Origin of the sequence: Luteimicrobium sp. NPDC057192 (assembly GCF_042670205.1) — a bacterium.
Lineage (GTDB): Bacteria > Actinomycetota > Actinomycetes > Actinomycetales > Cellulomonadaceae > Luteimicrobium.
Map to the genome: position 1 here is coordinate 1 of NZ_JBHUWD010000051.1, position 26,791 is coordinate 26,791.

The 26,791-nt window shown below is 74.4% G+C and carries 23 protein-coding genes; 5 read left to right on the forward strand and 18 right to left on the reverse strand.

Annotated elements, in window-relative coordinates:
• Window positions 1–62: 62 nt before the first annotated feature.
• The 3 genes from ACFT5B_RS18260 to ACFT5B_RS18270 form a co-directional block, all read right to left on the reverse strand.
• Window positions 63–458, reverse strand: coding sequence for a hypothetical protein (locus ACFT5B_RS18260; RefSeq protein ID WP_386800603.1), 396 nt, complete (start codon window positions 456–458; stop codon window positions 63–65).
• 188 nt (window positions 459–646) lie between these two features.
• Window positions 647–2,962, reverse strand: coding sequence for an MMPL family transporter (locus tag ACFT5B_RS18265; RefSeq protein WP_386800604.1), 2,316 nt, complete (start codon window positions 2,960–2,962; stop codon window positions 647–649).
• A 121-nt stretch (window positions 2,963–3,083) separates the two neighbouring features.
• Complete coding sequence (locus tag ACFT5B_RS18270; RefSeq protein ID WP_386800605.1) at window positions 3,084–3,758, reverse strand: TetR family transcriptional regulator; 675 nt, start codon at window positions 3,756–3,758, stop codon at window positions 3,084–3,086.
• 111 nt (window positions 3,759–3,869) lie between these two features.
• Between ACFT5B_RS18270 and ACFT5B_RS18275 the strand changes: the two genes are divergently transcribed.
• Window positions 3,870–4,289: a nitroreductase/quinone reductase family protein gene (locus ACFT5B_RS18275; RefSeq protein ID WP_386800606.1), complete on the forward strand. Its 420-nt coding sequence runs from the start codon at window positions 3,870–3,872 to the stop codon at window positions 4,287–4,289.
• An 11-nt stretch (window positions 4,290–4,300) separates the two neighbouring features.
• Entirely contained in the window at window positions 4,301–5,278 is a 978-nt protein-coding gene (locus ACFT5B_RS18280; protein ID WP_386800607.1) for a CHAD domain-containing protein, read from the forward strand.
• A gap of 2 nt (window positions 5,279–5,280) precedes the next feature.
• Here the strand turns inward: ACFT5B_RS18280 and ACFT5B_RS18285 are convergent, their stop codons facing one another.
• The 5 genes from ACFT5B_RS18285 to ACFT5B_RS18305 are packed head-to-tail and all read right to left on the reverse strand — an operon-like array spanning window position 5,281 to window position 10,275.
• Window positions 5,281–7,635: a S9 family peptidase gene (locus ACFT5B_RS18285; protein WP_386800608.1), complete on the reverse strand. Its 2,355-nt coding sequence runs from the start codon at window positions 7,633–7,635 to the stop codon at window positions 5,281–5,283.
• A gap of 52 nt (window positions 7,636–7,687) precedes the next feature.
• Window positions 7,688–8,554, reverse strand: coding sequence for a class II glutamine amidotransferase (locus ACFT5B_RS18290; protein ID WP_386800609.1), 867 nt, complete (start codon window positions 8,552–8,554; stop codon window positions 7,688–7,690).
• A complete protein-coding gene (locus ACFT5B_RS18295; RefSeq protein WP_386800610.1) occupies window positions 8,554–9,708 on the reverse strand; it encodes a DNA polymerase domain-containing protein in 1,155 nt (384 codons plus the stop codon). The genes ACFT5B_RS18290 and ACFT5B_RS18295 overlap by 1 nt, the downstream gene beginning before the upstream one ends.
• Before the next feature lie 46 nt (window positions 9,709–9,754).
• Window positions 9,755–10,081 (reverse strand): TfoX/Sxy family protein, encoded by a 327-nt coding sequence (locus tag ACFT5B_RS18300; RefSeq protein ID WP_386800611.1) that lies wholly within the window; start codon window positions 10,079–10,081, stop codon window positions 9,755–9,757.
• 56 nt (window positions 10,082–10,137) lie between these two features.
• A complete protein-coding gene (locus ACFT5B_RS18305; protein ID WP_386800612.1) occupies window positions 10,138–10,275 on the reverse strand; it encodes a hypothetical protein in 138 nt (45 codons plus the stop codon).
• A gap of 167 nt (window positions 10,276–10,442) precedes the next feature.
• On the opposite strand from ACFT5B_RS18305, the gene ACFT5B_RS18310 reads away from it, so the two are divergent.
• On the forward strand, window positions 10,443–11,312 hold the full coding sequence (locus tag ACFT5B_RS18310; protein WP_386800613.1) for a CPBP family intramembrane glutamic endopeptidase: 870 nt from the start codon (window positions 10,443–10,445) through the stop codon (window positions 11,310–11,312).
• A gap of 87 nt (window positions 11,313–11,399) precedes the next feature.
• Here the strand turns inward: ACFT5B_RS18310 and ACFT5B_RS18315 are convergent, their stop codons facing one another.
• From ACFT5B_RS18315 to ACFT5B_RS18335, 5 genes are all read right to left on the reverse strand, one after another.
• Window positions 11,400–12,665: an AGE family epimerase/isomerase gene (locus ACFT5B_RS18315; RefSeq protein ID WP_386800614.1), complete on the reverse strand. Its 1,266-nt coding sequence runs from the start codon at window positions 12,663–12,665 to the stop codon at window positions 11,400–11,402.
• 201 nt (window positions 12,666–12,866) lie between these two features.
• Complete coding sequence (locus ACFT5B_RS18320; RefSeq protein ID WP_386800615.1) at window positions 12,867–13,904, reverse strand: LacI family DNA-binding transcriptional regulator; 1,038 nt, start codon at window positions 13,902–13,904, stop codon at window positions 12,867–12,869.
• 60 nt (window positions 13,905–13,964) lie between these two features.
• Window positions 13,965–14,819: a DNA-3-methyladenine glycosylase family protein gene (locus tag ACFT5B_RS18325; protein WP_386800616.1), complete on the reverse strand. Its 855-nt coding sequence runs from the start codon at window positions 14,817–14,819 to the stop codon at window positions 13,965–13,967.
• Window positions 14,816–15,592: a PIG-L deacetylase family protein gene (locus tag ACFT5B_RS18330; RefSeq protein WP_386800617.1), complete on the reverse strand. Its 777-nt coding sequence runs from the start codon at window positions 15,590–15,592 to the stop codon at window positions 14,816–14,818. Before ACFT5B_RS18330 ends, ACFT5B_RS18325 begins: the two co-directional genes overlap by 4 nt.
• Window positions 15,589–16,539: a LysR family transcriptional regulator gene (locus ACFT5B_RS18335; protein WP_386800618.1), complete on the reverse strand. Its 951-nt coding sequence runs from the start codon at window positions 16,537–16,539 to the stop codon at window positions 15,589–15,591. Before ACFT5B_RS18335 ends, ACFT5B_RS18330 begins: the two co-directional genes overlap by 4 nt.
• Window positions 16,540–16,615: 76 nt before the next feature.
• Here ACFT5B_RS18335 and ACFT5B_RS18340 point away from each other — a divergent pair, with 76 nt between their 5' ends.
• Window positions 16,616–17,347, forward strand: coding sequence for an aspartate/glutamate racemase family protein (locus ACFT5B_RS18340; RefSeq protein ID WP_386800619.1), 732 nt, complete (start codon window positions 16,616–16,618; stop codon window positions 17,345–17,347).
• 200 nt (window positions 17,348–17,547) lie between these two features.
• A complete protein-coding gene (locus ACFT5B_RS18345; protein ID WP_386800620.1) occupies window positions 17,548–17,895 on the forward strand; it encodes a hypothetical protein in 348 nt (115 codons plus the stop codon).
• A 19-nt stretch (window positions 17,896–17,914) separates the two neighbouring features.
• On the opposite strand, the gene ACFT5B_RS18350 is transcribed toward ACFT5B_RS18345, so the two are convergent.
• The 5 genes from ACFT5B_RS18350 to ACFT5B_RS18370 form a co-directional block, all read right to left on the reverse strand.
• Window positions 17,915–18,589 carry a pyridoxal 5'-phosphate synthase gene (locus ACFT5B_RS18350; protein ID WP_386800621.1) on the reverse strand — a complete coding sequence of 225 codons (675 nt, stop codon included), beginning with the start codon at window positions 18,587–18,589 and terminating at the stop codon, window positions 17,915–17,917.
• Between the two features lie 161 nt (window positions 18,590–18,750).
• Complete coding sequence (locus ACFT5B_RS18355; RefSeq protein ID WP_386800622.1) at window positions 18,751–21,762, reverse strand: FAD-binding and (Fe-S)-binding domain-containing protein; 3,012 nt, start codon at window positions 21,760–21,762, stop codon at window positions 18,751–18,753.
• Window positions 21,763–21,765: 3 nt separating this feature from the next.
• Window positions 21,766–23,103 carry an APC family permease gene (locus tag ACFT5B_RS18360; protein WP_386800623.1) on the reverse strand — a complete coding sequence of 446 codons (1,338 nt, stop codon included), beginning with the start codon at window positions 23,101–23,103 and terminating at the stop codon, window positions 21,766–21,768.
• Between the two features lie 65 nt (window positions 23,104–23,168).
• The gene (locus tag ACFT5B_RS18365; protein WP_386800624.1) at window positions 23,169–24,620 is read right to left on the reverse strand and encodes an FAD-binding oxidoreductase; all 1,452 of its coding nucleotides are present in this window, start codon (window positions 24,618–24,620) and stop codon (window positions 23,169–23,171) included.
• A 126-nt stretch (window positions 24,621–24,746) separates the two neighbouring features.
• Window positions 24,747–26,642: a heavy metal translocating P-type ATPase gene (locus tag ACFT5B_RS18370; RefSeq protein ID WP_386800625.1), complete on the reverse strand. Its 1,896-nt coding sequence runs from the start codon at window positions 26,640–26,642 to the stop codon at window positions 24,747–24,749.
• Between the last annotated feature and the right edge of the window lie 149 nt (window positions 26,643–26,791).

Sequence of the window (26,791 nt, forward strand, 5' to 3'; positions counted from 1 at the left end):
GGGTACCCGGGATGCCGGGGTACCTCGCGAGGTATGCCGGATGCCGGGGTACTTCGGCGACGTCAGGTGCGCTCGAGCTCGACGCCGTCGTCGCCGACGAGGAACCGGTAGGTGTGGCCGCCGACCTTCCGCACGTAGGAGTCGGGGTAGTCCGGGTCGGCGTCGTCCGCGGACGCCGGAGGCTCGAGCCTCCAGCCGTGCGACGTGAGCACGTCGCCGGCCTCGTCGGCCGTCATCCCGACGCCCGCGCTCAGGAAGAGCGGATCGTCGTCGCACGCGCCGGACCCGCTGCCCCGGTGACCCGTCCCGAACTCGTCGGGCCACGCCGCCTCGAGGCCGGCGAGCGTGCGGCGGTCCTGCTCCTCGCACGACTGGAACGCGCTGCAGCCGGCCAGCCCGACGCCGAGGACGAGCGCACCGACGACGGTGGCGGCGGCGCGCGGACGCACGAGGTTCATGCCGGGAAGCGTAGGGCCCGACGACGCCGCCCGGGAGACGACGAGAGGTCACGTCCTGCGCCGATTCCGTGAGGAACCGAGGAACCTGCGGAACGTGACCTCTCGCCCACCGCACCCGCGAAGTACCCCGGCATCCCGGGTACCTCGCGAGGTATGCCGGATGCCGGGGTACTTCGGCGAGAGGGGCGTCAGGCGGACGCGCCCACGGGCTCCTTCTCCGCCTGCGCGGCCTTCGCCTCGAGCCGCTTGACGAGCTTGTCGCCCTCGACGTCCAGGTTCGGCAGGATCTTGTCGAGCCACTTCGGCAGCCACCAGGCCTTCTCGCCGGCGAGCGCCATGACGGCGGGGATGAGCGTCATCCGGACGACGAACGCGTCGATCAGGATGCCGAACGCCAGGGAGAAGCCGATCTGCTTGATCATCGTGTCGTCCCCGAAGATGAAGCCGGAGAACACGGAGATCATGATGATCGCCGCCGCGACGACGACGCGCGCCGCCCCGCGGAACCCGTCGACGACCCCCGCGACGCCCGGGTGCCCGTGGACGTGCGACTCGCGCATCGAGGACACGAGGAACATCTGGTAGTCCATCGCGAGCCCGTACAGGATGCCCGTGACGATGATCGGCAGGAAGCTCAGGACCGGCCCGGCGGTGTCGAACCCGAAGAGGTCCTTGAGCCAGCCCCACTGGAACAGCGCGGTCGTGGCGCCGAGCGACGCGCCGATCGTGAGCACGAACCCGAGGGTCGCGGTGACCGGCACGTAGATCGACCGGAACACCAGCAGCAGGATGACCAGCGAGATCACGACGATGATCGCGATGTACGGGACGAGCGCGTCGGAGAGCACCTTCGACATGTCGATGTTCATCGCGGTCACGCCGGTGACGCCGAGGTCGGCTCCCGCGGTGCTCGCGAGCGCCGGGGCGCGCAGGGCGTGCACGAGGTCGATGGTGCTGTCGGCGGTGGGGCCGGCGTCGGGCACGACGGTGAAGGTGGCGGTGCGCCCGTCCTCGGAGATCGCGCCGGGGATGACGGCGGTGACGTGGTCGACGCCCGCGAGCGCCTCCTTGACCGACGTGATGCCCTGGGCACCGAGCGCGTCGTCGCCGCTCGCGACGACGAGCAGGGGGCCGTTGAAGCCCTCGCCGAAGCCGGCGGTGACGGCGTCGTAGGACTGCCGCTCGACGGTGCCGGTGTTCGCGGTGCCCGACGACGGGAGGTTGAGGTCCATCTTCGTGAACGGCACGGCGAGCGCGGCGAGCACGACGACGACGCCGACGGTGACCCAGCCGGGCCGCTTGGCGATGCCCTGGGCCCAGCGGGTCGCGGGGCCGTGGGTGACGCCCTCGGGGTGGGCGGCGGCCTTCGCGGCGTTCTTCTCGCGCTGCTTGGGCGTGACGAGCCGCTCGCCGACGAAGCCGAGCAGGGCCGGGAGGAGCGTGAGCGCGACGAGCACGGCGATGACGACCGTCCCGGCCGCGACGAGCGCCATGGTCGTGAGGAAGCTGATGCCGATGATCGACAGGCCCGACAGCGAGACGACGACGGTCAGGCCCGCGAAGAACACCGCGGACCCGGCGGTCCCGACGGCGCGGCCCACGGCCTCGTGCGCGGCGAGGCCCTTGTCGAGGATCAACCGCCTCGCGCGGTTGGTGATGAACAGCGCGTAGTCGATGCCGACCGCCAACCCGATCATGAGCGCGAGGATCGGCGTCATCGACGTCATGTCGATCACCGACGACAGCGCGTACGCGGAGCCCACGCCGACGCCGACGCCGACGATCGCGGTGAGCAGCGGCATGCCGGCCAGGCGCAGCGAGCCGAGGGTGATGAGCAGGACGATCGCGGCGATCACGAGGCCGACGATCTCCTTGGCCCCCATCGGGGACTCCATCTTCTGGGTGAGGTCGGAGCTGGGGAGGACGGTCAGGCCGGCGTCGTGGGCCTTGTCCGCGGACGCGACGATCGCGTCGGTCGCGCCCTCGGGCAGCGACATCGGGTTGTCGGTGAGCTGGAACTGCAGCATCGCGACGCGGCCGTTGGTGGAGACCGTGACCCCGTCGACGACGGTCGCGTCGGCTCCCTTGCCCGTCATGAGCGGCTGCATGGTCACGTCGCCCGCGGGGGTCAGCGCCTTCTGCAGGTCGGCGTCGACCTTGCCGCCGCCGTCGGACGCCCGTTCCTTCACCACGTAGTCGCTCGTGTGGACGTCCTTGACGACCTGCTGGATCGCCTCGGTCCGCTGGGCGGTGTCGACACGCTGCCCCTCGGGCGCCTCGAAGACGACGGACACGCTGGTCCCCGACGACGACGGGATCTCGTTCTCGAGCTTGTCCATCACGGCCTGGGACGCGGTGCCGGGGATGGAGAACGACGTGGACGTCTGCGGCGGGTTGAGCGCGAGGAGGGCGCCGACCGCGACGAGCACGAGCAGCCAGATCATCAGGACGCGCCCGCGCGCGCGGTACGCGAGCGAGCCGAGTCGGTACAGCAACGTGGACACGGTGTTCTCCGATCGAGGTGGTGTGGCTACGTCGTCGGAGCCGGGGAACGGGTGGTGCGGCGGTACGGGTCGGGGGTCGGTGGTCTCGAGGAGGGACGAGCCGGGCGTCCGGTTCGTGACGTCAGATGCGGCACTCCGGCATGTCGGGGAGGAGGGCGCGGAGCTGGTCGACGACGTCGTCCAGGCCGAGCGCGTCGGGCGCGTCGCCGTCGACCTCGCGGACGTGGAGCCGCCGCGAGTACACGGCGCCGACGGTCGCGATGATGGCGCCCGGGATCGCGTACGCGTGCACGGGATGCAGCGCGACGCCCGCGTGGGCGGCGGCCTTGCCGCGCATGAGCTCGACGACGTGGTCGCCGGCCGAGTGCTCGAGACCCGCCAGGTGCGGGAGCAGCTCGGGACTGTCCTCGGCGAGCGCGATGAGCGCCCGGAACGTCTCGACGCCCGACGGCGACAGGAGCGACCGGACCGCGGTGTCGAGGAGATCCTGGCCGCCGGCCTCGGCGTGCACGCCGGGACCCTCCTCCGCGATGGTCCGCTCGACCTCGTCGAGCAGGCTCGCGATCTGGAGCTGGACGACCGCGACGACGGCCTGCTCCTTCGAGGTGAAGTAGTTGAAGAACGTCCGGCGGGACACGTCCGCGCGTCGGGCGACGTCGTCGACGGTGAAACCGTCGAGGCCGTGCTCCCGCGCGAGTGCGAAGGCCGCGGTCGCCAGCGCCTCGTGCGTGGCCTCGCGCTTGCGGGCGCGGAGGTCGGGCGCCGGGCGGGCGTCGTCGGGGGCGAGCAAGGTCATGCGTCCCAGCATGCGCCGCATGTTGCACAGAGTGCAACTCTGCACGAAGTGCAGCGGGTGTGACTCGCGTCTCACCCGGCATGCACGGGCCGTCCGGCGGACGATGGAGCGATGACCGACGAACAGCAGCTCGCGATCAACCGGCACGTCATCGAGCAGTTCCGCGCCGGCGGACCGGTCGACGGGATGCATCGCGACCGGCTGGTCCTCCTCACGACCCGCGGCCGCCGCAGCGGCGAGCCGCGCACCACCCCGATGCTCGTGGTCGACGACGAGCCCACCGGGCTGCGCTTCGTCGTCGCGTCGGGCGCCGGGTCGCCGCGGGTGCCCGGGTGGTTCCGCAACCTCGTCGACGAGCCGGTCGTGCACGTCGAGGTCGACGGCGACGAGTACGACGCCGTCGCGCGGGTCGCCGCCGGGCGGGAGCGAGCCGAGCTGTGGGAACGGCTCGTCGCGGCCTACCCGTTCTTCACCGACCACGAGGCGCAGGCGGGCCGGGAGCTCCCGCTCGTCGTCCTCGACCGCCGCTGAGCGCCGGCGCCATGGACGACTCGCCCCGCACGGGGGGCGACCTGCTCCGCCGCTACCTGCGCGAGCAGGTCGACGCGCTCGTCGACGCCGACCCGCTGGTCCGCCGCGACGAGCCCGACGCGGTGCACGCCGCACGCGTCGCGGCACGCCGGCTCCGCAGCACCCTGCGGACGTTCCGGCCGGTGCTCGTCCGCGACGCCGTCGCGCCCGTCAGGGACGAGCTGCGCTGGTGGGGCGGGGTCCTCGGGGTCGCACGGGACCTCGAGGTGCAGCGCGACCGTGTTGCCGCTCTCCTCGACGGCCTGCCCGACGAGCTCGTCGTCGGGCCCGTGCACGCCCGGCTCGTGACCGGGCTCGACGCCGACCTCCACGCGGCGCAGGAGTCCGTCGTCGAGCTCATGTCCGGCGACCGGTACCGCGAGCTCCTGCGCCGGCTCGCGTCGCTCGCCGACGAGCCCCCGCTGCGGGGGCGGTCCGCCGACCCCGCGGACGAGGTCGCGGCGCGCGTCGTGCGGCACGCTTTCCGGCGGGCCCGACGACGTACGGACGCCGCCGACGCCGTGCTGGCCCGGCTCGCGCAGGGTACGGGCAGCGACGCCGTCCCGGACCGGGACCCCGCCGAGCCGGGGACACGTGGGCCCGACGCCACGACGCCCGAGCTCGCCGCCGCGCTCCACGACGCCCGCAAGAAGGTCAAGGCCGCGCGGTACGCGGCGGAGGCGTCCGTCGTCGTGGTGGGTGAGCCCGCGGAGCGCCTCGCCGCCGCGCTCGAGGACGTCCAGGACCTGCTCGGCGCGCACCACGACGCCGTCGTCCTCGCCGGGGTCTTCCGCGCGCAGGGGATGCGCGCGCACCTGTCCGGGGAGAACGGCTTCACGTACGGCCTGCTCGTCGGGCTCGAACGCGGGCGAGCCCAGGAGGCGCTGGCCGACGCGCAGGACGCCTGGGCCGCCGCCTCTCGCCGACGACTCCGCCGCTGGACGCGCTGAGGTCAGACCTCCGCGACGCCCAGGACGTCGAGGATCCACGCGTCCTCGAACGCGATCTCCTCCCAGCGCGCGTAGCGCCCCGAGACGCCGCCGTGCCCGGCGCTCATCTCGGTCTTGAGCAGGACCGGGGCCCCGACGTCGCGCAGGCGCGCCGTCCACTTGGCCGGCTCGACGTACAGGACGCGGGTGTCGTTGAGGCTCGTGGTCGCGAGGATGCGCGGGTACGAGGCGTCCTCGCGGACGTTCTCGTAGGGGGTGTACGACTTCATGTACCGGTAGACGTCGGCGTCGTGGAGCGGGTCGCCCCACTCGTCCCACTCGACGACGGTCAACGGCAGCGACGGGTCGAGGATCGACGTCAGCGCGTCGACGAACGGCACGCCCGCGTGGATGCCGGCGAACAGCTCGGGCGCGAGGTTCGCGACCGCGCCCATGAGGAGACCGCCCGCGCTGCGGCCGTCGGCGACCATGCGCTCGGGGCTCGTCCAGCCCGCGCCCACGAGGTGCCGGGCGACCGCCACGAAGTCCGTGAACGAGTTCTTCTTGGTGAGCTCCTTGCCGTCGTCGTACCAGCGGCGCCCCAGCTCACCACCGCCCCGCACGTGGGCGACGGCGAACACGACGCCCCGGTCGAGCAGCGAGAGACGCGGGATCGAGAACGACGGGTCGATGCTCGTCTCGTACGAGCCGTACCCGTAGAGCAGCAAGGGGGCGGGCTCGGCACGCGTCCCCGCGTTGTCGAGGCCCAGCGCGTCGCGCCGCCACACGAGCGACACCGGGACCTGCGTGCCGTCGTCGGCGGTGGCCCACTCGCGGCGCTGCACGTACTCGGCCGGGTCGAACGGGCGGCCGTCCGGGTCCGGCAGGACGGGCTGGCGCTTGAGCTCGCGCAGCTCGCCCGTCGCGACGACGTAGTCGTAGACCGTCGCCGGCTCGACGAACGACGCGTACGCCAGGCGCACCGCGGGCTGGCGGAACTCCGGGTTCGCACCCGTGCCGACCGTGAAGAGCGGCTGCTCGAAGGCGATCTCGCGCAGCTCCCACGGCGAGTTGTCAGAACCTCGCGGCACCCCGCTGCCGTGAGCTTCTGACAACTCGGTGGAGTGGGGCGCGAACGGGCCGGTCAGGGGCGAGATCGGGACCACGCCGACCCGCGCCAGGCCGTCCCGACGGAACGAGACGACGACGTGCCCGTCGAACGCGTCGACGTCCTCGAGGCGCGTGCCCGACGACGACGGCACGACGGTGACCGCGTCCCCCGGGTCGAGCGGCCCGGACTCGGGCACGAGCGCGAGCTCGAAGTTCTCCGGCGCCTCGCCCGAGCCGCCGTTGTGGAGGACCAGCAGGGCGCCGGTCGCCGAGTCGGTGAAGTGCCACGTGCCGTCCGGGCCTGCGGCCTCACGCGCCTTGTCGCGCTCGGCCCGCTGCTCGGGCGTCGGCGCCTGCGGGACCCACAGGTGCTCGACCGAGTACTCGACCCCCTCGCGGCGCGGCCAGACGACCCGCGGCTCGCCCGCGACGTCGTCGGCGTCGAGGAGCCACACCTCGGACGTGACCTTCGAGCCCATCTCGATGACGATGAACCGCTTCGACCGCGTCAGACCGGCGCCGAGCCAGAAGCGCTCGTCGGGCTCGTGGAAGACCTTGACGTCGTCCTCGACGGGCGTGCCGACGCGGTGGCGCCAGAGGGTGTCGGGGCGCCACGCGTCGTCGACGGTCGTGTAGAAGAGGTGCTCGCCGTCGGGCGTGAAGAACGCGCCCGGGAAGGTGCCGGGGATCTCGTCGACGAGGTCCTGGCCGGTCGCGAGGTCGCGGATCCGCAGCGTGAAGCGCTCGTCCCCGTCGGTGTCGACCGCGTACAGCGCGCGGCCCCCGTCGGCGGTGACGTCGAACGAGCCCAGCGAGAAGAAGTCGTGACCCTCGGCCTCGGCGTTCTGGTCGAGGAGGAGCTGCTCGCCGGGGAGCGCGCTGCCGTCGTCGGGCAGGGCGGGCGGGGTCCAGTCGTCCTCGTCGGCGACGGGCACGCGAACGTGCACGGGGTACTGCTTGCCCTCGACGGTCCGCGTCACGTACCAGAAGCCGCCCTCGCGGACCGGGACGCTGAGGTCCGTCTCCTGGGTGCGGGACTTGATCTCCTCGAACAGCCGCGACCGCAGCGGAGCGAGGTGCGCCGTCGCGTCCTGGGTGTACGCGTTCTCGGTCTCCAGGTAGGCGATGACCTCCGGGTTCGCCTTGTCGCGCAGCCACTCGTAGTCGTCGACGAACGCGTCTCCGTGGTGGGTGCGCGTCGTGGGGCGCTTCTCGGCTCGGGGGGTGTCGGGGGTCGCAGGTGCGGTGGGCTCGCTCACGTCGGACACCGGGCCAGCCTAGGCGCCGGGCGCGACAGCCGGGGCCCGGAGCGCGCGACCCTCAGCCCGCGGTCTGGGACGACGCCGCCCGCTCCCCCGCGGACGCGCGGACGTCGTCGAGCGTGAGCGGGTGCGCGAGGCCGCCCGGGACCGGCGTCGACGACTCGACCGCCAGGTCGGCGCGCACGTGCACGAGCTCGCCGGGCTCGAGCTCGCGCCAGCCCGTCTCGCCGTCGAGCGGTTCGGACGCCACGACGACGGCGCGCTCCCCCGCGAGCGCCTCAGAGCGGGCGTGGATGCGTGGGCTGCGAGCGTCGAGGGGCGGGCCGCCGCGGCGCTCAAGGACGAAGAGGCGGTGGGTGGCGGGCAGGCGCAGCGCCCAGAGCTCGTCGGCGGTCGCGAGGATGATGTTGAGCGCGAAGACCGGGAGCTCGGCCGCGACCCAGCGGACCGCCGCGGCGAGCCCGGCGCCCACGTCGCCGCCCGCCCGGCGGATCTCGGCCGTGATCAGCGCGAACACACGCTCGGAGTCCGTGCCGCCACGGACCAGGTCGGAGGCGCCCAGCTCGGTCAGGCGCGCGTCGAGCACGTCGAGGCCGCCGACGACGCCGTTGTGCGCGTACATCCGCCCGTCCTGGACGAACGGGTGCGTGTTCTCGGTCGTGAGCGCGCCGGTCGACGCGTACCGCACGTGCGCGAGGAAGGTCGTCGCCTCGAGGGACCGGGCGTCGGACGCGAAGTCCGTGTCCTGGTAGGCGGCGAGCGGCTGCTTGTCGACGTGCGGGGTGCCGTGCGGGCCGAACACCCCGATGCCCGCGCCGTCCGGGTTCCGGCGGGACTGCACGGCCAGCGAGTCGGGTGCGTCGAGCAGCCAGAACGTCGCCCGGACGGGCTGCGGCCCGGCGTGCAGGGCGAACAACCGGCACATCAGTCCGGTTCCTTCCGCGCCCTGCTCGGCTGGACTCGGCGCGGCTCGCCGGCCATCTTCGGGTGCTCGGGCGGGTACGGCAGGTCGCCGAGGCCCTCGTCCTCGTCGCGCTGGTACCAGGCGAGGAGCGGCTCGAGCGAGTGGGCGACGTCGTCGATCTCGGCCCACGGGTCGACGCCGTCGCCGTGCGGTCCACCGCCCGGCTCGAGCCGCGCCGGCACCGTCCCGACGTGGAAGGCGCGCGGGTCGTCGAGCTCGGCGACCTCGTCCCAGGTGAGCGGCGTCGACACGGGCGCGCCCGGCTTGGGGCGGATCGAGTAGGCGCTGGCGATCGTGCGATCGCGGGCGTTCTGGTTGTAGTCGACGAAGATCGCCTCGCCGCGCTCCTCCTTCCACCACGCCGTCGTGACCCCGTCGATGCGGCGGCCCAGCTCGCGCCCGAACGCGATCGCCGCGTGTCGCACGTCCGTGAACGTCCAGCGCGGTTCGATCCGCACGAACACGTGGATCCCCCGGTTGCCCGACGTCTTCGGGAAGCCCCGGATGCCCACCTCCTCGAGCAGGTCCCGTGCGACCATCGCGACCCGGCGCGCGTCCGCGAAGTCCGTGCCGGGCTGCGGGTCGAGGTCGATGCGGAGCTCGTCGGGGTGCTCGACGTCCTCGCGCCGCACGGGCCACGGGTGGAACACGATCGTCCCCATGTGAGCCGCCCACACCGGCACCGCGGGCTCCGTGGGCGCGATCTCGTCGGCGGTGCGGCCCGACGGGAACGCGATGGTCGCCGTCTCGACGTACCCCGGCGCCCCCGAGGGGACCCGCTTCTGGTAGAACGCGTCCGCATCGCGCTCGTGCCCCTGCCGCGTCGCCAGGACCATGCCCTCGCGCACGCCGCGCGGCCACCGCTCGAGCGTCGTCGGGCGGTGCCACAGCGCGCGGAGCAACCCGCCCACGTCCGACGGCGCACCCCCGGCGACGGCGGCCGGGCGCGACTCCCCCGGGCGTCCGCCGAGCGTGGCGACGGCCGCGTAGTAGCGCGCGACGTCGAGCTTGGTGACGGGGGGCGTGCGGTCCGTGGCCTCGAAGATCACCCGGTCCGGGCTGGACACGCGCACGGCGCGCCCGGCGACCTCGATCTCGGCGGCGTCGTTGGCCATGCACCCGACCGTACGGCCAGCCCCCGACGACGGCGACCGCTCGCCGCTACTCCCCCGGCAGGCGGGACGCCGACTCGACGCCCGTGCGGATCCAGGTCTCGAGCGCGTCGTCGTCGAGGACGTCGCCCTCGACGATGATCCAGCCCCGCATCTCCCGTCCGCCCATGACCGCCTGCCGGGTGCCCGGCTCGGTGAGCGCGAGCTCGACGTCGTCGGGGCCGACGCGGAGCAGCAGCCCGTCGCCGCTGACCGCCACCGCGATGCGCCCGTCCCACAGGAACGAGAGCCCGCCGAACATGCGCTTCTCCGTCACCGCGAGGTCGGCGCCGATCCGGTCACGGACCCGCTGCGCGAGGACCTGGTCGTAGGCCATGGACCCATCGTGGCGCGCGCCACCGACAGCTGCTCCCGAAGGCCCCACCGCCTGCGTCAGTGGCCGAGTTCGAGGACGTCGCGCGGGTCCGGCACCCCGTCGAGCCGGGGGTCGTCGACGGTGACGTGCTCGACGTGCGTCGCCAGTCGCCGGAGCTGGCTGAGGGTGCCGAGGGTCGGCAGCCGGTACCGCACGCCGTCAGGCCACAGGTCGCCCCGATGTTGACACAGCCGGCGCACTCGTCCCCCGCGAGAGCTACGGCGAAGTGTCCACGCCGGGGTGACGAACCCGAGATGCCCGATCCGTAGCGTTCCTGGCAGGCGCGGCAGACCGGCCGCGGGAGCTCGGAGAGGGAGTCGACATGAAGAACGTGGTCCTGAGGACGGTCGTCCAGCTCGCCGGTGTGGCAGCGGTCTCCGCCGTCGGCAACCAGGTGGCGACCGCGCTGGATGGGCACGGGTGGGCGGTGCTCGTCGTCGGTCTCGCGACGGCCGCCGCGGCGCTCGTCGTGTACCGGGCGCTGGTGCGGTGGACGGAGCACCGCGCGGCGGTCGAGGTCGGGCCGGGCGGACGCGGGCGGGGTCTCGCGATCGGCACGGGCGCCGGCGTCGCGATGTTCGCGGTGGTCATCGCCGTCCTCGCGCTCCTCGGCGACTACACGGTGCACGGCGCGCACCTGACGGCGGGCGTGGCGGGGTTCGTCGGGCTGATGGCTGCCGCGGCCGTGACCGAGGAGCTCATGTTCCGCGGGGTCCTGTTCCGGGTGCTCGAACGGGGCCTCGGCACGTGGCTCGCACTGGCTGCGACGTCCGTCCTCTTCGGTGCGCTCCACCTGGTCAACCCGGACGCGACCTGGTGGGGGGCGCTCGCGATCGCCGTCGAGGCGGGCGGCATGCTGGGTGCCGCGTACGTCGCGACACGAACCCTGTGGTTGCCGATCGGGCTGCACTTCGGGTGGAACTTCGCCGAGTCCGCGATCTTCAGCACGGCGGTCTCCGGGAACGGCGCGAGCCACGGCTGGCTGGACGCCACGACGTCCGGCTCGACGCTCGTCACCGGCGGCACCTTCGGACCCGAGGCGGGGCTGCCCTCGATCGTGGTCTGCCTGGCGGTCGCCTCGGCGCTCCTCGTCGTCGCACGGCGACGCGGGCGGATCGTTCCGCGGACGACGCGCGCGGGCCGGCTCGCCGGCGTCGACGGCTTCCCGGCCGTCTCCACCTTGGCGCGCTGACCGCTCTCGCTCGTCGTCCCGGGTCCGGCGTCGTCTCGACGCCACGACCCGGGACGTCGTCGTCCGGCGGTCTCGGGACCTGACGGGTCAGGGGCGCAGCAGCCCCTCGGCGACGGCCGTCGCCATGGACGGCGCGAGCGGGAGCCGCGGCACCAGCGTCGTCTGGAACGCGTGGTACAGGTCGGCCTTGCCCGGCCACACGGTGCCGGCGGGCTGGTTCGACGGGTCGAGCTCGTGGAACCAGGACCCGTTCTCGTGGTCGAGGACGTGCCGGTCGGCGTAGTCCCACCACCGCGCGTAGAGGTCGGCGTACCGGTCAGCCGCGGCCTCGTCGCCGGCCCGCGACGACCGCACCTGGAGCGCGGCGGCCGTGTTGACGGCCTCCGCGACGACCCAGTGCATGCGCTGCCGGACGACGGCCTTGCCGTCCCAGTCGGTCGTGTAGACGAACCCGGGGGCGCCGTCAACGTCCCAGCCGTCGGCGACGGACCGGTCGAAGAGCGCCGCGGCGGCCGCGTACCAGTCCACCTGGGAGGACGACCCGACGCCGTCGAGCGCCGCCTCCAGGTGCAGGAGGAGCCGCGCCCACTCGAGCCCGTGCCCGACGGTCGCCCCGAACGGCTTGAACGGGTCGTCCGGACGGTCGCGGTTGAGCTCGAGGTCCGGCACCCAGTCAGGCCCGAAGTGCTCGGGGATCCGCCACTCGTGGCTCTCCGCCTGCCCGACGACGAACTCCGCGATCCGCGCGGCCCGCCGGAGCCACGCGGGGTCGCCCGTGACGTCGGCCGCCGCGAGCATCGCCTCGACCGAGTGCATGTTGGCGTTGACGCCGCGGTACGGGTCGAGCGTCGTGAACGCCGTGTCCCAGGTGTCGACGCTGAGCCCGGCCTCGTCGTCCCAGAAGCGCTCCAGGTACACCCGGGTCGCCTCGTCGAGGAGGGCGCGGGCGCCGTCGAGCCCGGCCCGGACCGCGGACGTCGCGGCGAGCACGACGAACGCGTGCTGGTACGCCTCCTTGCCCTCGGAGTGCGTGCCGTCGGGGTACGTGGTCCCGTACCAGCCGCCGTTCTCGACGTCGCGCAGCGGCGCGTCGGGGCCGACGAGCCCGTCGAGCGCGCGTTGCGCGACGTCGCGGGCGCCGGGGATGCCGAGCAGGTGCCCGAGCGAGTAGACGTGCACCGTCCGACCGGTGATCCACGTCTGGACGCCCCGTTCGGTCTCGGGTCTTCCGACCGCGTCGAGCCAGTACGCTCCCCCGCCGGGCGCGGCCGTCCGGCGGCCGAACGCGAGCAGCGACTCGGCGTGCTGCTGGAGCCACGCGCGGTGCGTGGGGAGGTCGGTCCAACGGGTCATGCGGGCACTCCTTGGCATTCGTTGTGTGACAACGCTGTCGAAACCCTAGCGGACGTCAGTGGGCCGAAACTGACAACGCCCTGTCAACGATGTCGGGGGCAGGGCCAGTGAAACGCTTAAGTCCTTGGCTCGTCAAGCCTGAGCCAGCTCGTTCACCCGGCACACCCGGGCGCCGGGTGAGAGCGCGACCGTCCGTCTAGGTCACGGACGGGTCTGGGGAGGTCCGGTCGTGCCGCGGAGCCGGAGGGTCGGCGTCGAGTCGAGAAAGCTACCGGCGGGCCGGCCGTCGAGGCGATCGAACAAGCGCCGGGCCACATGCGCGCCGAAACCTGCCACATCGTGGCTCAGCGCCGACAGCCTCGGGTAGGTGGCGAGACAGAGTGGCGAGTCGTCCCAGGCGACGATCGAGAGCTCCGACGGGACGCCGAGCCCCAGCTCGCTCGCGACCCCGAGCCCCGCGAGCGCCATCACGTCGTTGTCGTAGAGGAACGCCGTCGGATGCTCGCCGCCGCCCGTCAGGACCGCGCGGGTCACGGCGGCGCCCGCCGCCGGCGTGTAGTCCGTCTGCACGACGACGCCGTCGACCCCCAGCCGCTCGGTCTCGTCGCGGAACGCCGCGTCACGGATGAGCGTGTGCGCGTACCCCTCAGCGCCGCCGACGCGCACGACGCGCCGATGACCGGCCTCGTGGAGGTACCGCACCGACTCGCGGACGGCGGTCGCGTCGTCGGTCCACACGTTCATGAGCCCGCGCGCGAGGGTGGGATGCCCGACGACGACGGCCGGCAGCCCGTCCGGCTCCGCGAGCAGGCGCACGCGCGGGTCGTCGACGCGCGGGTCCACGAGGACCACGCCGTCCACGCGCCGCGCCGCGCGCCAGGTGCGGTAGGTGGCGACCTCCACGTCGAGACTGGGAACCACCTGCAGCAACAGCCCGTACGAGCGCTTCTCGAGCTCGGACTCTATGCCCGCGATGAACTGCATGTAGAACGACTCGGAGCCCAGGGCGCTCGGGTCGCGGGCCAGCACGAGTCCGACCGTCTCCGTGCGTGCGCCGGACAGAGAGCGGGCCGCCGCGGACGGTTGCCAGCCGAGCTCTCCCGCGACCGCGAGAATCCGCTCCCGGGTCGCCTGCGAGACACCGGGACGGTTGTTGAGCGCGTAGGAGACCGCGCCCGTCGAGACCCCCGCACGGCGGGCGATGTCGGCGATCGTGATCCGGCCCACGGTGTCGCTCACTCTCCGCTCGAGCGTCGGACGCGAGTCTCGCACCTGACCGGGTCAGCGTATCCGCGCGCGTCAGGACGACGCGCCGGCCCGCAGGTGGAACGAGCCCCACGTGCGCCACGGACGCCAGGCCTCGGCGACGTCGTCGAGGTCGCGTCCGGGGTAGTGCTCGGCGACGATCGCCCGCAGCCGCCGCTCGGAGGTCGGCACCGCGTCGGGCACGTTCGCGCCGCGCAGGACGACGAGGTCCGCCGCGAAGGGACCGAGACCGTGGATCTCGGCCACCTCGCGACGGGCCTCGTCGGGGTCGAGGGCGCGCAGGGAGAGCGTGTCGAGGCGCCCCTCGAGCGCGGCACCTGCGACCGCGCCGAGGTACTCGGCCTTCCGTCCCGGCAGGTCGAGGCCCGGGGCCAGCTCGCGCAGCCGTGCGGGGGCCGGGAAGGCGCCGTCGTCCCCGTGCCGCTCGACGAGCCCGGCCCGCAGCCGCGCCGCCTGGCCCATGCTGATCCGCTGCGACAGCACCGCCCACGCCGCCGCCTCGTACGGCGAGTGGAAGCCGCACGGCCGCAGGCCTGGGAGCCGCTCCTGCACCGTGCCGACCACCGGGTCCCGGCGTCCGACGTCGGGCCACGTCGTCGCGTCCAGGTCGAGTGCGAGGAAGCGCGCCACCTGGGCCGCAGCCGCGTCGAGGTCGCCGTCACCCTTCACGACGACGCGCGCGACGCCCACGTCCGCGCTCGACTCCCCCTGGGCCACCTCGGCTGCCGCGTGCGACCAGTCCGACTCGACGCGGAACACCGTGCGGAGGTGCCCGTCGCCGGCCTGTCCGGGCAGGGCTGCTGGGGCGAAGCCCTCCCAGAACCGCCGGCTCGTCGCGAGCGACCACGGCCCGCGGACATCGAGCCGGACCTCGTGGCGCGCCGTCACGACGCGGCGTCTTCCGTCGGCTCGGGCGCGGGCGCCTTGAGCTCGTAGACCTTGAACAGCACGGCGTTCGGGACGCCGAGCACCTCGCCCTGCGCGGCGGTCGCGCCGGTGAGCATGTCGCGCGGTGCGGGGTGCCAGGGCAGGGCGGCGAGGTACTGCTCGTGCGCCTCGAGGGAGCGGATGGCCCGCTCGAGCGGCTCGCCCGACACGTCGACGCCGTGCGTCGGCGCGGGATGCCCCATGACGACGAGCCGGTCCGCGCCCCACTTCGCCAGCCCGGCGTCGGCGAGGTCGCGGAAGACCCACGTGTTGTCGGCGTCGCGCACGCCGTCGACCGCCGCGAGCCCGGCCGCGCGGTGGTCCGCCTGGTTGAGACCCCACGGGGTCTCGGTCTCCCACGTCATCAGCACGACGGTGTCCGGGCGGAACCGGCGCACCGCGCGCGCGACGTCGTGGCGCAGGTCGAGCCCGTGGACGAGCGTGCCGTCGGGGTGGTCGAGGATCTCGAGCTCTTCGACCCCGACCTCGTCGCACGCGCGCTGCTGCTCGCCGGCCCGGACACGCCGGGTCTCGTCGGGGTCCATGCCCTCGATCCCGGCCTCTCCGCCGGTGAGCAGGAGGTACGCGGCGGTGGCGCCGCGGTCCACCCAGCGCGCGACGACGGCGGACGCGCCGTACTCCATGTCGTCCGGATGGGCGACGACGCACAGCACGCGCCGGACGGCGTCGTCGTCGAAGGTCGTGAGCCCCGTGGGGGCGTCGGGCGTGGTCACGCCGTCATCGTGCCACCGGGGAGCGGGCGGCGCAGTGCGCCGAGCAGGGCGGCGACCGCGGGGACCCGCTCGACACCGGTCCGGTGGACGGCGTGCAGGCTGCGCCCGTCGAGCCCGGTGACGGACCGCGTCGCGACGTGCGGGTGGCGGTACGCCTCGAGCGCCGTCCGGGGCAGCGCGGCGACCGCGAGCCCGCGCGCCACGATCTGTTGCACGACGACGTAGTCGTCCGTCTCGTGCCGGACGCGCGGCGCGAAGCCCTCCGCGGCCGCGGCGGCGACGAGGTGCTCGCGGCAGCGCACGCACCCGGCGACCCAGTCGTCGTCGGCGAGGTCGGCGAGGCGGAGGCTCGCCTCGCCCGCGGCCGGGTGCGCCGCGGGCAGCACGACGTCGACCGGGTCGACGCCGAGCGCGATGCCGCGCAGGTCGGAGGGCACCCCGGGCGCCTCGGCGTAGCCGAAGGTCAGGGCGACGTCGACGTCCCCCGACCGCACGAGCTCCACGGCCTCGGGCGGCTCGGCCTCGACGAGCCGCACGTCGACGCCCGTGGTCGCGGCGAGCCGCTCGAGCGCCGGGGGCACGAGCACGGCCAGCGCGGACGGGAACGCCGCGAGCCGGACGCTGCCCGCACCGAGCGCGGCCAGCTCGCCGACCTCGCGCGCGGCGGCGTCGAGGTGCGCGGCGATCGCGTCGGCGTGCAGGACGGCGGCGCGCCCCGCTTCCGTGAGCGTCACCCCGCCGCTGTGGCGGAGCAGGAGCGGGGTGCGGGCGCTGCGCTCGAGCGCCTGGAGGTGCTGCGAGACGGCGGGCTGGGTCCAGCCGAGCGCGCGGGCGCCCGCGCTCATCGACCCCGCCTGCGCGACGGCCCGCAGGATGAGCAGGCGTCGCGGGTCGAGAGGCGGCGGGTCGTCCGACCCGGTCGCGGGAGCCGTGGGGATGCTCGTCATGCTCCAAGCATCGCTTATGGACGGGCGCAGCAACACGGGGATTCCGTGATGGTCCCGCGCCCGGGAGGCTGGTCACATGGCCTTCACCGACGCAGCGACCTCCTCCGCCGCCCCGACCCTCGGCATCCTCGGCGGCATGAGCTGGCACTCGACCGCCGAGTACTACCGGCTCCTCAACACGGCTGTCGCCGAGCGGCTCGGCGGGCACCACAGCGCGCGGCTCCTCCTTGCTTCCGTCGACTTCGACGACGTCCGGCGTCTCCAGGTCGACGGCGACTGGGACGGCGCGGGCGCGCTCCTCGCCGAGCGGGGCGTGGGGCTCGAGCGCGGGGGCGCGGACGCCGTCCTCATCGCGACGAACCTCATGCACAAGGTCGCGCCGGCGGTCGAGGCCGCGGTGAGCGTGCCGCTGCTGCACATCGCCGACGCCGTCGCCTCCGCCGCACGCTCGCGCGGGCTCACCCGGCTCGGCGTGATCGGGTCGGGCTGGGTCATGACGGAGTCGTTCTACTGCGAACGGCTCGCGCGGCACGGGATCGAGGTCGTGCGGCCGCCGTCCGGGTGGGACGACGACGCCGCGACCGTCGACCGCGTCGTCTTCGACGAGCTGACCCAGGGCGAGGTGCGCGCGGAGTCGAGGGACGCCGTCGTGCGGGTGCTGGACCGGCTCGCCGCCGCGGGCGCCGAGGGCGTGGTGCTCGGGTGCACCGAGCTCGACCTGCTGCTCGACGAGGACGCCTCGCCCGTGCCGCTCGTCGACTCGACCGCCGCGCACGTCGACGCCGCGGTGCGGTTCCTCCTGGGCTGACCGCCCGCCGACCTCGTTCGCCGACCTCGTTCGCCGAGCAAGCGGATCTCGCGCCGAGCAAGCAGGTCGAGGGTGCTTGGTCGGTGCGTGACCCGCTTGCTCGGCGGGGGTTGTGGATGGGCGGACGGCGGGGCGTGGCGGCTCTGGTACCTTCGGCGCGCCGCGCGACCGCACGGCACCCCTGACCCGAGGACGAGGACATGGCCGCCGAGGACATCCTGACCACCGCCCACCCCGCGCAGGCGCGCGACCTGACCTACGGCGTGTTCGCGTCGGAGGGCTGCGAGGTCAAGCCCCTCGACGAGTTCTCGGCGCAGGTCGTGCGGGGCTCCGCGTCGATGACGGCGCTGTTCGGCGCGTTCGCCGGCAAGAACCGTCAGCACCTCAAGTACACGGTCCAGGTGTTCGCCGCCCCCGACGGCAACGGCTCCGTCGTGCGGATCGACCGCGGCAACACGGGCGCGATGGCGGGCGCGGTCGGCGTGGCCCGCGCACGCAAGGCCTTCACGGAGTGGCAGGGCCGCGTGAGCGCCGCACTCCCCCGCTGACCCGGGGCCGGCGGGCCCCTCAGGGCCAGAGGAGCCCCGCCCGCCACTCCCGCCCGACGGCGTCGCGCTCGTACGACCAGCGGACCGCCCCACCGCCGCTGACGGCCTGCCAGAACTCGACCCGCACGGCGTCGACGGCGTAGAGCGCCCACGCCGGGTCGACGAGGTCCGGGTCGGCCCGGACGCGGGCCAGCGACGCGTCGAACGCGTGCGCGAGCTCGGCCCTCGAGCCCAGGGCCTCGCTCTGCCGTCCCACCAGGGTGGCCGCGCGGGAAGCCTCGGGGCGGGCCGAGAAGTCGGCTGCCGCGGCGTCGTCGGGCAGGCGGCGGACGGCACCCTCGACCCGGACCTGGCGGCCGCGCGTGGGCCAGAAGAACGTCATCGCGGCGTGCGGGTTCGCCTCCGCCGCGCGGGCCTTCGGGCTGGTGCGGTGCGTCGCGAAGAGCCACGACGCGTCGTCGGTGACGTCCTTGACGATGAGCGTCCGGGCGCGGACGACACCGGCCGGGTCCGCGGTCGCGAGGACCGCCGCCTGGGGCGTCGGCGCGCCCGCCGCGAGGGCTTCCTCGAACCAGGCGACGAAGAGCGTGCGAGGGTCGGCCGGGGCGTCGGCGGGGTCGTGCTCGGGGTCGAAGCGCGGGAGGTCGGGCGGGAACGACGGCAGCGCGCGCAGGCGCTCACGGAGCTCGGTCACGCCCTCATCCTGCCCGAGCTCGCCGAGGTACCCCGGCATCCGGGGTACCTCGCGAAGTAGTACGGCATCCCGAGTACCTCGCGAAGTAGTACGGCATCCCGGGTACCTCGCGAAGTAGTACGGCATCCCGGGTACCTCGGCGAGGTACCCCGGATGCCGTACTACTTCGGGGAGGGGCGGGAGGGGCGGGTGATGCGCTCGAGGGTCACGACCACCGACTCGTACGGCTTGCCGGTGTCGTGCTCGAGCCCGAGCTCGCAGGTCCGGTTCGCCGACACCCATGCCTCGGCGTCGACGCCCGCGACCTCGGCGGCTTCCTCGAGGGTCGCGGTCTCAGTGAGCTCGGGGTGGAGCATCGCGCGGTCGCCGGCGGTCCCGCAGCACGTCGCGACGACGGGCTCGACGACGTCGTCCGCGACCACCGCCGCGAGCGCCCGCAGGTCGTCGGCGATGCCGAGGGTGTGCATCGAGCACGTGGGGTGCACGACGACGGTCCCGAGCCGCGCCGCCTCACCGAGCCCGGGCAGGACCTCGCGCCGCACCCAGGTGGTCGCGTCGACGACGGTCAACGCGTCGTGGAGCGCCCGGTGGGCGGCGTCGAGGTGCGGCACGACCTCCTCGAGCACCCCGAGCGTGCAGGACGCGGCGTCGACCACGACGGGCAGCCGCCCGCCGTCGGACCAGCGGTGCAGGTCCTCGACGAGGCGCGCGGCCATGAGCCGGTTGCCGGCGTCGAGCCCCTTGGACTGCCAGATCGTGGCGCAGCAGTCGTCGCCGAGGTCGTCCGGGATCCAGAGGTTCTTGCCGGCCCGCTCGGCGAGCGCGACGAGCGCCTGGGTGACCGTGAGGGCGCCGGACCCGGGTGGCGGCCCGAAGATCCGGTTGATGCACGCCGCGAACAGGACGGCGTCGGCGGTCTGCTGCGTCGCGCGCGTCGCGGGAACCCGCGGCGCCGGCCCCGGGATCGCGTTCAGCCACCGCGGCACCAGGTCCTCGCCGAGCAGCGCCCGCCCGGCGTTGGTGACCCCGGCGAGCGCGGCCTCCCCGGGGGCGCCCAGCCCGCGCCGGACGACGTCCGCCGCCCCGACCGCGACCCGCGCCCCCGCGGAACCCACGCCCCAGCGTCGCGCGAGCCCCTCCCCGACGCGCTGCGCCGTCGGGGACCAGGCATCCCGCCGGATCTGCTTCATGACGTGCCCGGTGTCGATGTCGACGGGGCACGCGATCGCGCACGAGCTGTCCCCCGCGCACGTGTTCACCCCGGCGTACTCGTACTCGTCGACGAGCGCCGCCTCGACCTCGCCCGACCACCCCTGCCGCGCCATCTCGCGCTGCAGGACGATCCGCTGCCGCGGCGTCGTCGTGAGGTTCCGGGACGGGCAGACGGGCTCGCAGAACCCGCACTCGATGCACCGGTCGAACTCGGAGCCCAGCGTCGGCATGGTCTTGAGGTCCCGGAACGCGACCTCGGGGTCGTCGCTCAGGAACACCCCGGGCGCGAGGATCCCGTGCGGGTCGAGCGCGCGCTTGACCCGCCACATGAACCCGACGGCGTCCGCCCCCCACTCCCGCTCGATGAACGGCGCCATGTTCCGTCCCGTGCCGTGCTCGCCCTTGAGCGAGCCGTCGTACCGGTCGACGACGAGCGCCACGAGGTCCGTCATGAACGCCCGGTAGGTCGCGACCTGGTCGGGCTGGGAGGCGTCGAGGTACAGGTAGAAGTGCACGTTTCCCGCCGACGCGTGCCCGTTGACCGCGCCGAGGAACCCGTGCTTCACGAGCAGCGCCTCGAGGTCGCCGCACGCGTCGGCGAGGCGGGCCGGCGGGACGACGACGTCCTCCGTGATGAGCGCGGTGCCGTCGGGGCGTGCGGCGCCGATGATCGCGAGCAGGCCCGAGCGCACGGCCCAGTAGCCGTCCGCGACGGCGGGGTCGCGTGTGAAGTCTCCGCCGATCGCCGCCCCCGGCGCCGGTGCGCCCCCGGCAGCGCCGGCCCCCTCGCCCCGCCCGACGACGGCCCTCGCCTTCGCCTCGAACGCGTCCAGCGCTGCGTCGTCTTCGGCGCGGACCTCGGTGAGGATCGCGGCGTCGGTCGCGTCGGCGTCGAGGGACGCGACCCACGCGGGCGCGCCGGCCGTGCGGGCGGCCGCCCGCAGCGACGCGGAGTCCATGATCTCGACGGCCTCGGCGCCTGCGTCGTTGAGCCCCGGGACGACGGCCGCGGCATCGTGCAGCGTCGCGAACCGGAACAGCGCCGTCGTGCGCCGGCGACCGAGCGGGACGGTCCGCCAGACGGTGTCGGCGACGAACGCGAGCGTCCCCTCCGACCCGACCGCGAGCCCGCGCAGCGTGGCAGCGTTCGAGTCCTCGTCGAGGAACGCGTCGAGGTGGAAGCCGGACGTGTTCTTGATCGAGAACTTCGCGCGGATCCGGTCGGCGAGGGTCCGGTCCGCGCGCAGGTCGCGGCGGATCGCGTCGAGCTCGGCGCACAGCCCGGGCTCGGCGGCGCGGAGCCGCTCGTCGGCGTCGACCGCGCCGGTGTCGACGACGGTCCCGGACGCGAGCACCAGCGTCGCCGACTCGAGCGTGTAGTACGAGTTCCGGACGACGCCGCACGTCATCCCGCTCGCGTTGTTCGCGACGACGCCCCCGATCGTCGCCGCCGCCGAGCTCGCCGGGTCGGGGCCGAGCTTGCGGCCGTGGCGGCGCAGGAGCGCGTTCGCGCGGGCCGTGATGTGGCCGGGCCGGGCGCGGAGCCGCACACCGGTGCCGTCGGCGTCCTCGAGCACCTCCGCGCCGGTGAAGTGCCGGCGCACGTCGACCAGGACGTCGTCGGACTGGGACTGGCCGTTGAGGCTCGTCCCGCCCGCGCGGAACGTGAGCCCGTGCCCGCTCGCGCGCGCCCACCGGACGAGCCGGACGACGTCGTCGGTGTCCCGCGCGACCACGACGACGCGCGGCACCAGCCGGTACGGGCTCGCGTCGGACGCGTAGCGCACGAGGTCCAGGGGGCTGTCGAGGACCGCGCGGTCGTCACCGAGGAGCGCGCGGAGGTCGGCGGCGACGCGCGCGCCCGACGCGTCGAGCACCTCGGTGCCCGCGCGGCCCGGCATCGGGGCTGCGGGCGGCCGGGCCAGACCTCGCCGGATGTCCGACCCGATCGACCCGCGCATGCTTCAGTCCTTCCGGCCTCGTCGTACGACGACGGTCACGCCGTACAGCACGACGCCCACCGCGACGATGATGCCTCCCCGGAGCCAGACCTGCGCGGTCTGCCGCGACATGAGGACGACGCACGAGATCGCGGCGAGCACCGGCAGGACCGTCCACGCGCGGAAGTGGTCGTGGTCCACGTGGTCGCGGCGCAGGACCAGCACCGCGACGTTCGTGCTGAGGAACACGACGAGCAGCAGCAGCACGACCGTCTCGGCCAGCGTCGCGATGCTGCCGGTCGCGGTCAGCGCCATCGCGACGCCGGTCGTCACGACGATCGCCACCCACGGCGTCCCCCGGCCGGGCAGCACCTTGGCGAACACCGCGGGCAGGAGGCCCTGCGCCCCCATCCCGTACGCGAGGCGGCTCGCCATGATCATCGTGAGCAGCGCGCCGTTCGCCACGGCGACGAGCGCGATCAGGCTGAACAGCCACGACGGGATGGCGACGCCCGTGGCGTCGATGACGGCCAGCAGCGGGCCGGTGGTGCTGGAGAGCTCGTCCGCGGGCAGCGCCGCCGACGCCGCCGTCCCGACGAGGACGTAGAGCAGCCCCGCGGTGCCGAGGGCGCCGAAGAGCGCCCGCGGGTACGTGCGCGTCGGGTCCTTGACCTCCTCGACGACGTTCGCGCTCGTCTCGAACCCGACGAACGAGTAGTACGCGAGCAGCGCGGCGCTGAACGTCGCCACGACGGGGCTCGTCCCCGCCGGGAACTGGGTCGCGCGGCCGAGGTCGCCGTCGCCGCGCCCCAGCATCACGCACGCCGCCACGACGACCAGCACCAGGCCGGTCGTCTCGATCATCGTCATGACGAGGTTCGCCCGGACGGACTCCTTGATGCCCCGCGCGTTGATGAGCCCCACGAGCGCGAGGAAGACGATCGCACCGAGCACCGACGGGACGTCGACGAACGTCGAGAGGTAGTCGCCTGCGAACGCGAGCGCCAGGCCCGACGCGCTGACGACGCCCGCGGCGAGCATGCAGTAGCCCACGAGGAACGAGACGACCGGCGACCGGTAGGCGCGCTCGGCGAAGACCGCCGAGCCGCCCGCCTTCGGGTACTTCGTGACGAGCTCGGCGTACGAGGCCGCGGTCAGGAGCGCGAGGAGCAGCGCCACCACCATCGGCGCCCAGGTCGCACCGCCCACCTTGCCGGCGATCTGTCCGACGAGCGCGTAGATCCCCGCGCCGAGGACGTCCCCGAGGATGAACAGGTAGAGCATCCGGCCGGAGATGTCGCGCTTCAGGCCGGACGTCGCCGTCCGCTGCGTGGTGCCGGTGTCGGCGTCGAGGCCCGTCATCACGTGACCGTAAGGACGGCCGTGGTGCTAGGCAACCGGCGCCGCCCGGCGACCTCGCGGGAGGGTCAGGCCGCGCGGCGCTCCCCCACCGGGTGGTTCGCGACGATCCGGCGCTCGGGGTCGACGGCGTCACGGACGGCCGCGAGCCGGACGAGCGTGCCGTCGTCGTAGGCGGCGTCCGCGGCCGTCGCGACCTCGGAGAAGTTGAGATAGGAGCGGCCACGGGACCAGGGCCGCAACGCGTCGACGAGCCGGACGGCGTCCACCCGGCCCTGCGCCGCGGCCTCCGGCGTCGGCGCGACGGCCACCCCGAACACCAGGAAGTCACCGTCGAGGTGCGTCAGGGCGCCGCCGTCGGCCACGGGGCGGCTCACGGCACCGCCGAGCTGGCGGACCTCCGCGGCCAGCAGGCTCGTCCCCGACTCCGGGCCCGCCGCGTCGAGGAGCGCGTCGAGGGCCTCACCGGGCAGCTCGTCGACGAGCATCGACTCGGACACCGACGGCGTCGGGCCCTCGGGGTCCATGTGCAGCCGCACGACGGCGCTCGCCGGGACCCGGCCGAAGGTGTCCAGCTCGGGCTCGAGCACACGCAGCGGAGCCAGGAGCTCGGCGGCGCGCTCGTCCGAGTCGAGCACGGCACCGTCGACCGCGACGACCTTCCGGCCCCGCAGGAACGGGGGCAGGTCCGGCAGCGGCGGAAGGTTGAGGAGCCGCAGGCTCGTCGTGATCTCGTCCGGCGCGCCGGGAGCCCACGCAGCCCAGGCGCGAAGCACCTCGTCGGCGCGCGACCCGTCCCACAGCATCATGCCCGCCTGGACGGTGGGGAGCTCGAAGAGCTCCAGCTCGAGCGCCGTGACGATGCCGAAGCTCCCGCCCCCGCCGCGCAGCGCCCAGAACAGCTCGGCGTTCTCGTCGGCGGACGCGCGGACCGCCGAGCCGTCGGCGAGCACGAGCTCCGCCGCGACCATGCTGTTGCACGCGAGCCCGAGCGCCCGCGAGTACACGAACATGCCGCCGCCGAGCGTGTACCCGACGACCCCGACGTCCGGCGAGGAGCCGTGGAGCACCGCGAGCCCGTACCGCGACGCGGCCTCGACCACCGACTCCCAGACGGCGCCCGCACCCACCCGCGCGACGCGGCGGGCCGGGTCGATCGTCACGCCGTCGAGCGCACCCGTGCGGACGAGGACGACGCCGCTCAGGTCCTGTTCCGCTAGCGGTCCCGCGTTGTGACCCGTCCCCTGCGCCGCCACCCGGAGGCCCGACGCGCGGGCGGCGCGCACGATCGCGACGACGTCGTCGGGGGTGCGCGGCTCCGCGACGGCGGCGGGTCGCTGGTCGACCGCGACGTTCCAGGGGAGGCGGGCGCCGTCGTAGGTCGGCGAGCCGGCCGGGTGGACGGGTGCGTCCGATCCCTGCGCGGCGACCGCGGCGGCGAAGGTCGCGGTGCGCGCACCCGTAGCGGGCGGGGCGTCGGGGGCCGTGGTGCCGGGGGTCCCGGTCGTGGGGAACGTCATCGGTCTTCCTCTCGTCGGCCGCGCCGTGCGTGCTCACGGCGCGTACCTGTTCGAGAGGTGCCCGGCCGCGACGCGATACAGCGGCGAGAGATCTCACCCGCCGCGTCCGCCCAGCCGGGCCCGGGGTCAGCGGACGGGCTCGGGGACCTCCGCCCGGCGGACCGGCGCGGGGGCGGGGACCGTCACGGCGTCGGCGCGCCCGCGGGCCCGCAGGCCGTTGAGGATCGTGACGAGGTCGACGACCTCCTGCAGCAGCGCCCCGATCACCGCGGGGATCACGCCGAACGCGGCGACGAGCATGAGGAACACCGACAGCCCGATGCCCAGCCAGATGCTCTGCTTGGCGATCCCCACCGTGTCGCGGGCGATCCGGGCCGAGCGCGACACGTCCGACACCCGGTCGTGGAGGAGGACGACGTCCGCGGACTGCGACGCCGCCGTCGAGCCGCGCGCGCCCATGGCCACGCCGACGTCCGCGGCCGCGAGCACCGGGGCGTCGTTGACACCGTCGCCCACCATGAGCACGGGCCGCGGCTGCGCGGACGACACGGCCGCGACCTTGTCCGCAGGCAGGAGACCGGCACGGACGTCGTCGATGCCGACCTCCGCGGCCACGTGGTGCGCGGTGACCTGGGCGTCGCCGGTGAGCATCATGACGTGCTCCACGCCGCCGTCCCGCAGCGCGTGGATCGTGTCCGCGGCGTCGGCACGCAGGGCGTCCGCGAGGACGACCGCTCCCGCGTACGCGCCGTCGACGGCGACGAGGACGGCCAGCTCGCCGGGCTCGAGATCCGGCGCCAGGGCGTCCGGTGCGAGCGACAGCACGTACCCGACCTTGCCGACGACGACCGTCCGGTCGCGCCCGGCGTCGTGCACCCGGGCCTCGACGCCGCTGCCCACGACCTCGCGCAGGCCGTCGGCCGCGGCGGGCTCCAGCCCGCGGGCCCGGGCCCCGGCGACGACGGCGTGCGCGAGCACGTGGGCCGACGCCTGCTCGGCGCTCGCCGCGAGGCGGAGCACCTCGTCCGCCGCGCGCCCGGGAGCGGGGACGACCCGCACGACCTCGGGCGCCCCGCGCGTGAGCGTCCCGGTCTTGTCGAGCGCGACCGTCCGGATCCGGGCGAGCTGCTCGAGGGTTGCGGCGGTCTTGACGATGATGCCGTGGCGGGTCGCCCGGTTCGTGCCCGACAGGAACGCCACGGGCGCCGCGATGAGGAGCGGGCACGGTGTCGCGAGCACGAGCACCTGCGCGAACCGCATCGGGTCGCCGCTGACCGCCCACGCGATCCCCGCGATCAGCAGCGAGACGACGGTGAACGGGACCGACCACCGGTCGGCGAGGCGCACGAACTCGGGGCGGCTCTCCGCGGCTCCGCGGACGAGGTCGACGATCTGCTGGTACTGCGAGTCCGCGGCGGTCGCGGTCGCCCGGAGACGCACGAGGTCGGCACCCACGACCGTGCCCGACAGGACGTCGTCGCCCGCCGAGCGGGTCACGGGCAGCGACTCGCCGGTGAGGGAGGACTCGTCGAACACGCCGGTCGCGGTGACGAGCGTCCCGTCGACCGGGACGACCTCGCCGGGTCGCACCACGACGACGTCCCCCGCGACCACCTGGTCGGCGGGCACGCGGCGGAGCGTGCCGCCGTCGTCGAGCGTGGCCTCCTGCGGGCGGCCGGCGAGGAGCGCGGCGAGCTCCGCCTGCGCGCGGTTGCCCGCGTAGTCCTCGAGCGCCTCGCCCCCGGTGAGCATGAGGACGACGACCAGGGCCGCCGCGAAGTCCCCCACGACCACGGTGCTGACGATCGCGATGACGGCGAGCACGTCGAGCCCGACCTTGCCGTGCACGAGGTCACGGACCATGCCCCACCCCTGGCGCGCGGCCACGAGGAGGGCGAACCCGGACCCGAGCCAGCGGGCGGCGTCGTCGGCGCCCGCGAGCCACAGCGCGGCGGTGACCAGCCCGACGACGACCGTCGCCACGACCAGCGGGTACCGGCGGAGCGAGACGAGGAAGCTCATGCCTCCATTCTCGCTTTCCTGAACGTTTACTGCTAGCAAGCCAAGTCTTGCCTTACTGTATGCTGGGGGGCGGGCGGAACGGGTGAGAGCCACACGCGGGGCGGTGCGGGCGTACATCCTGGCCGTCACGCTCTGCGCCACCCTGTGCC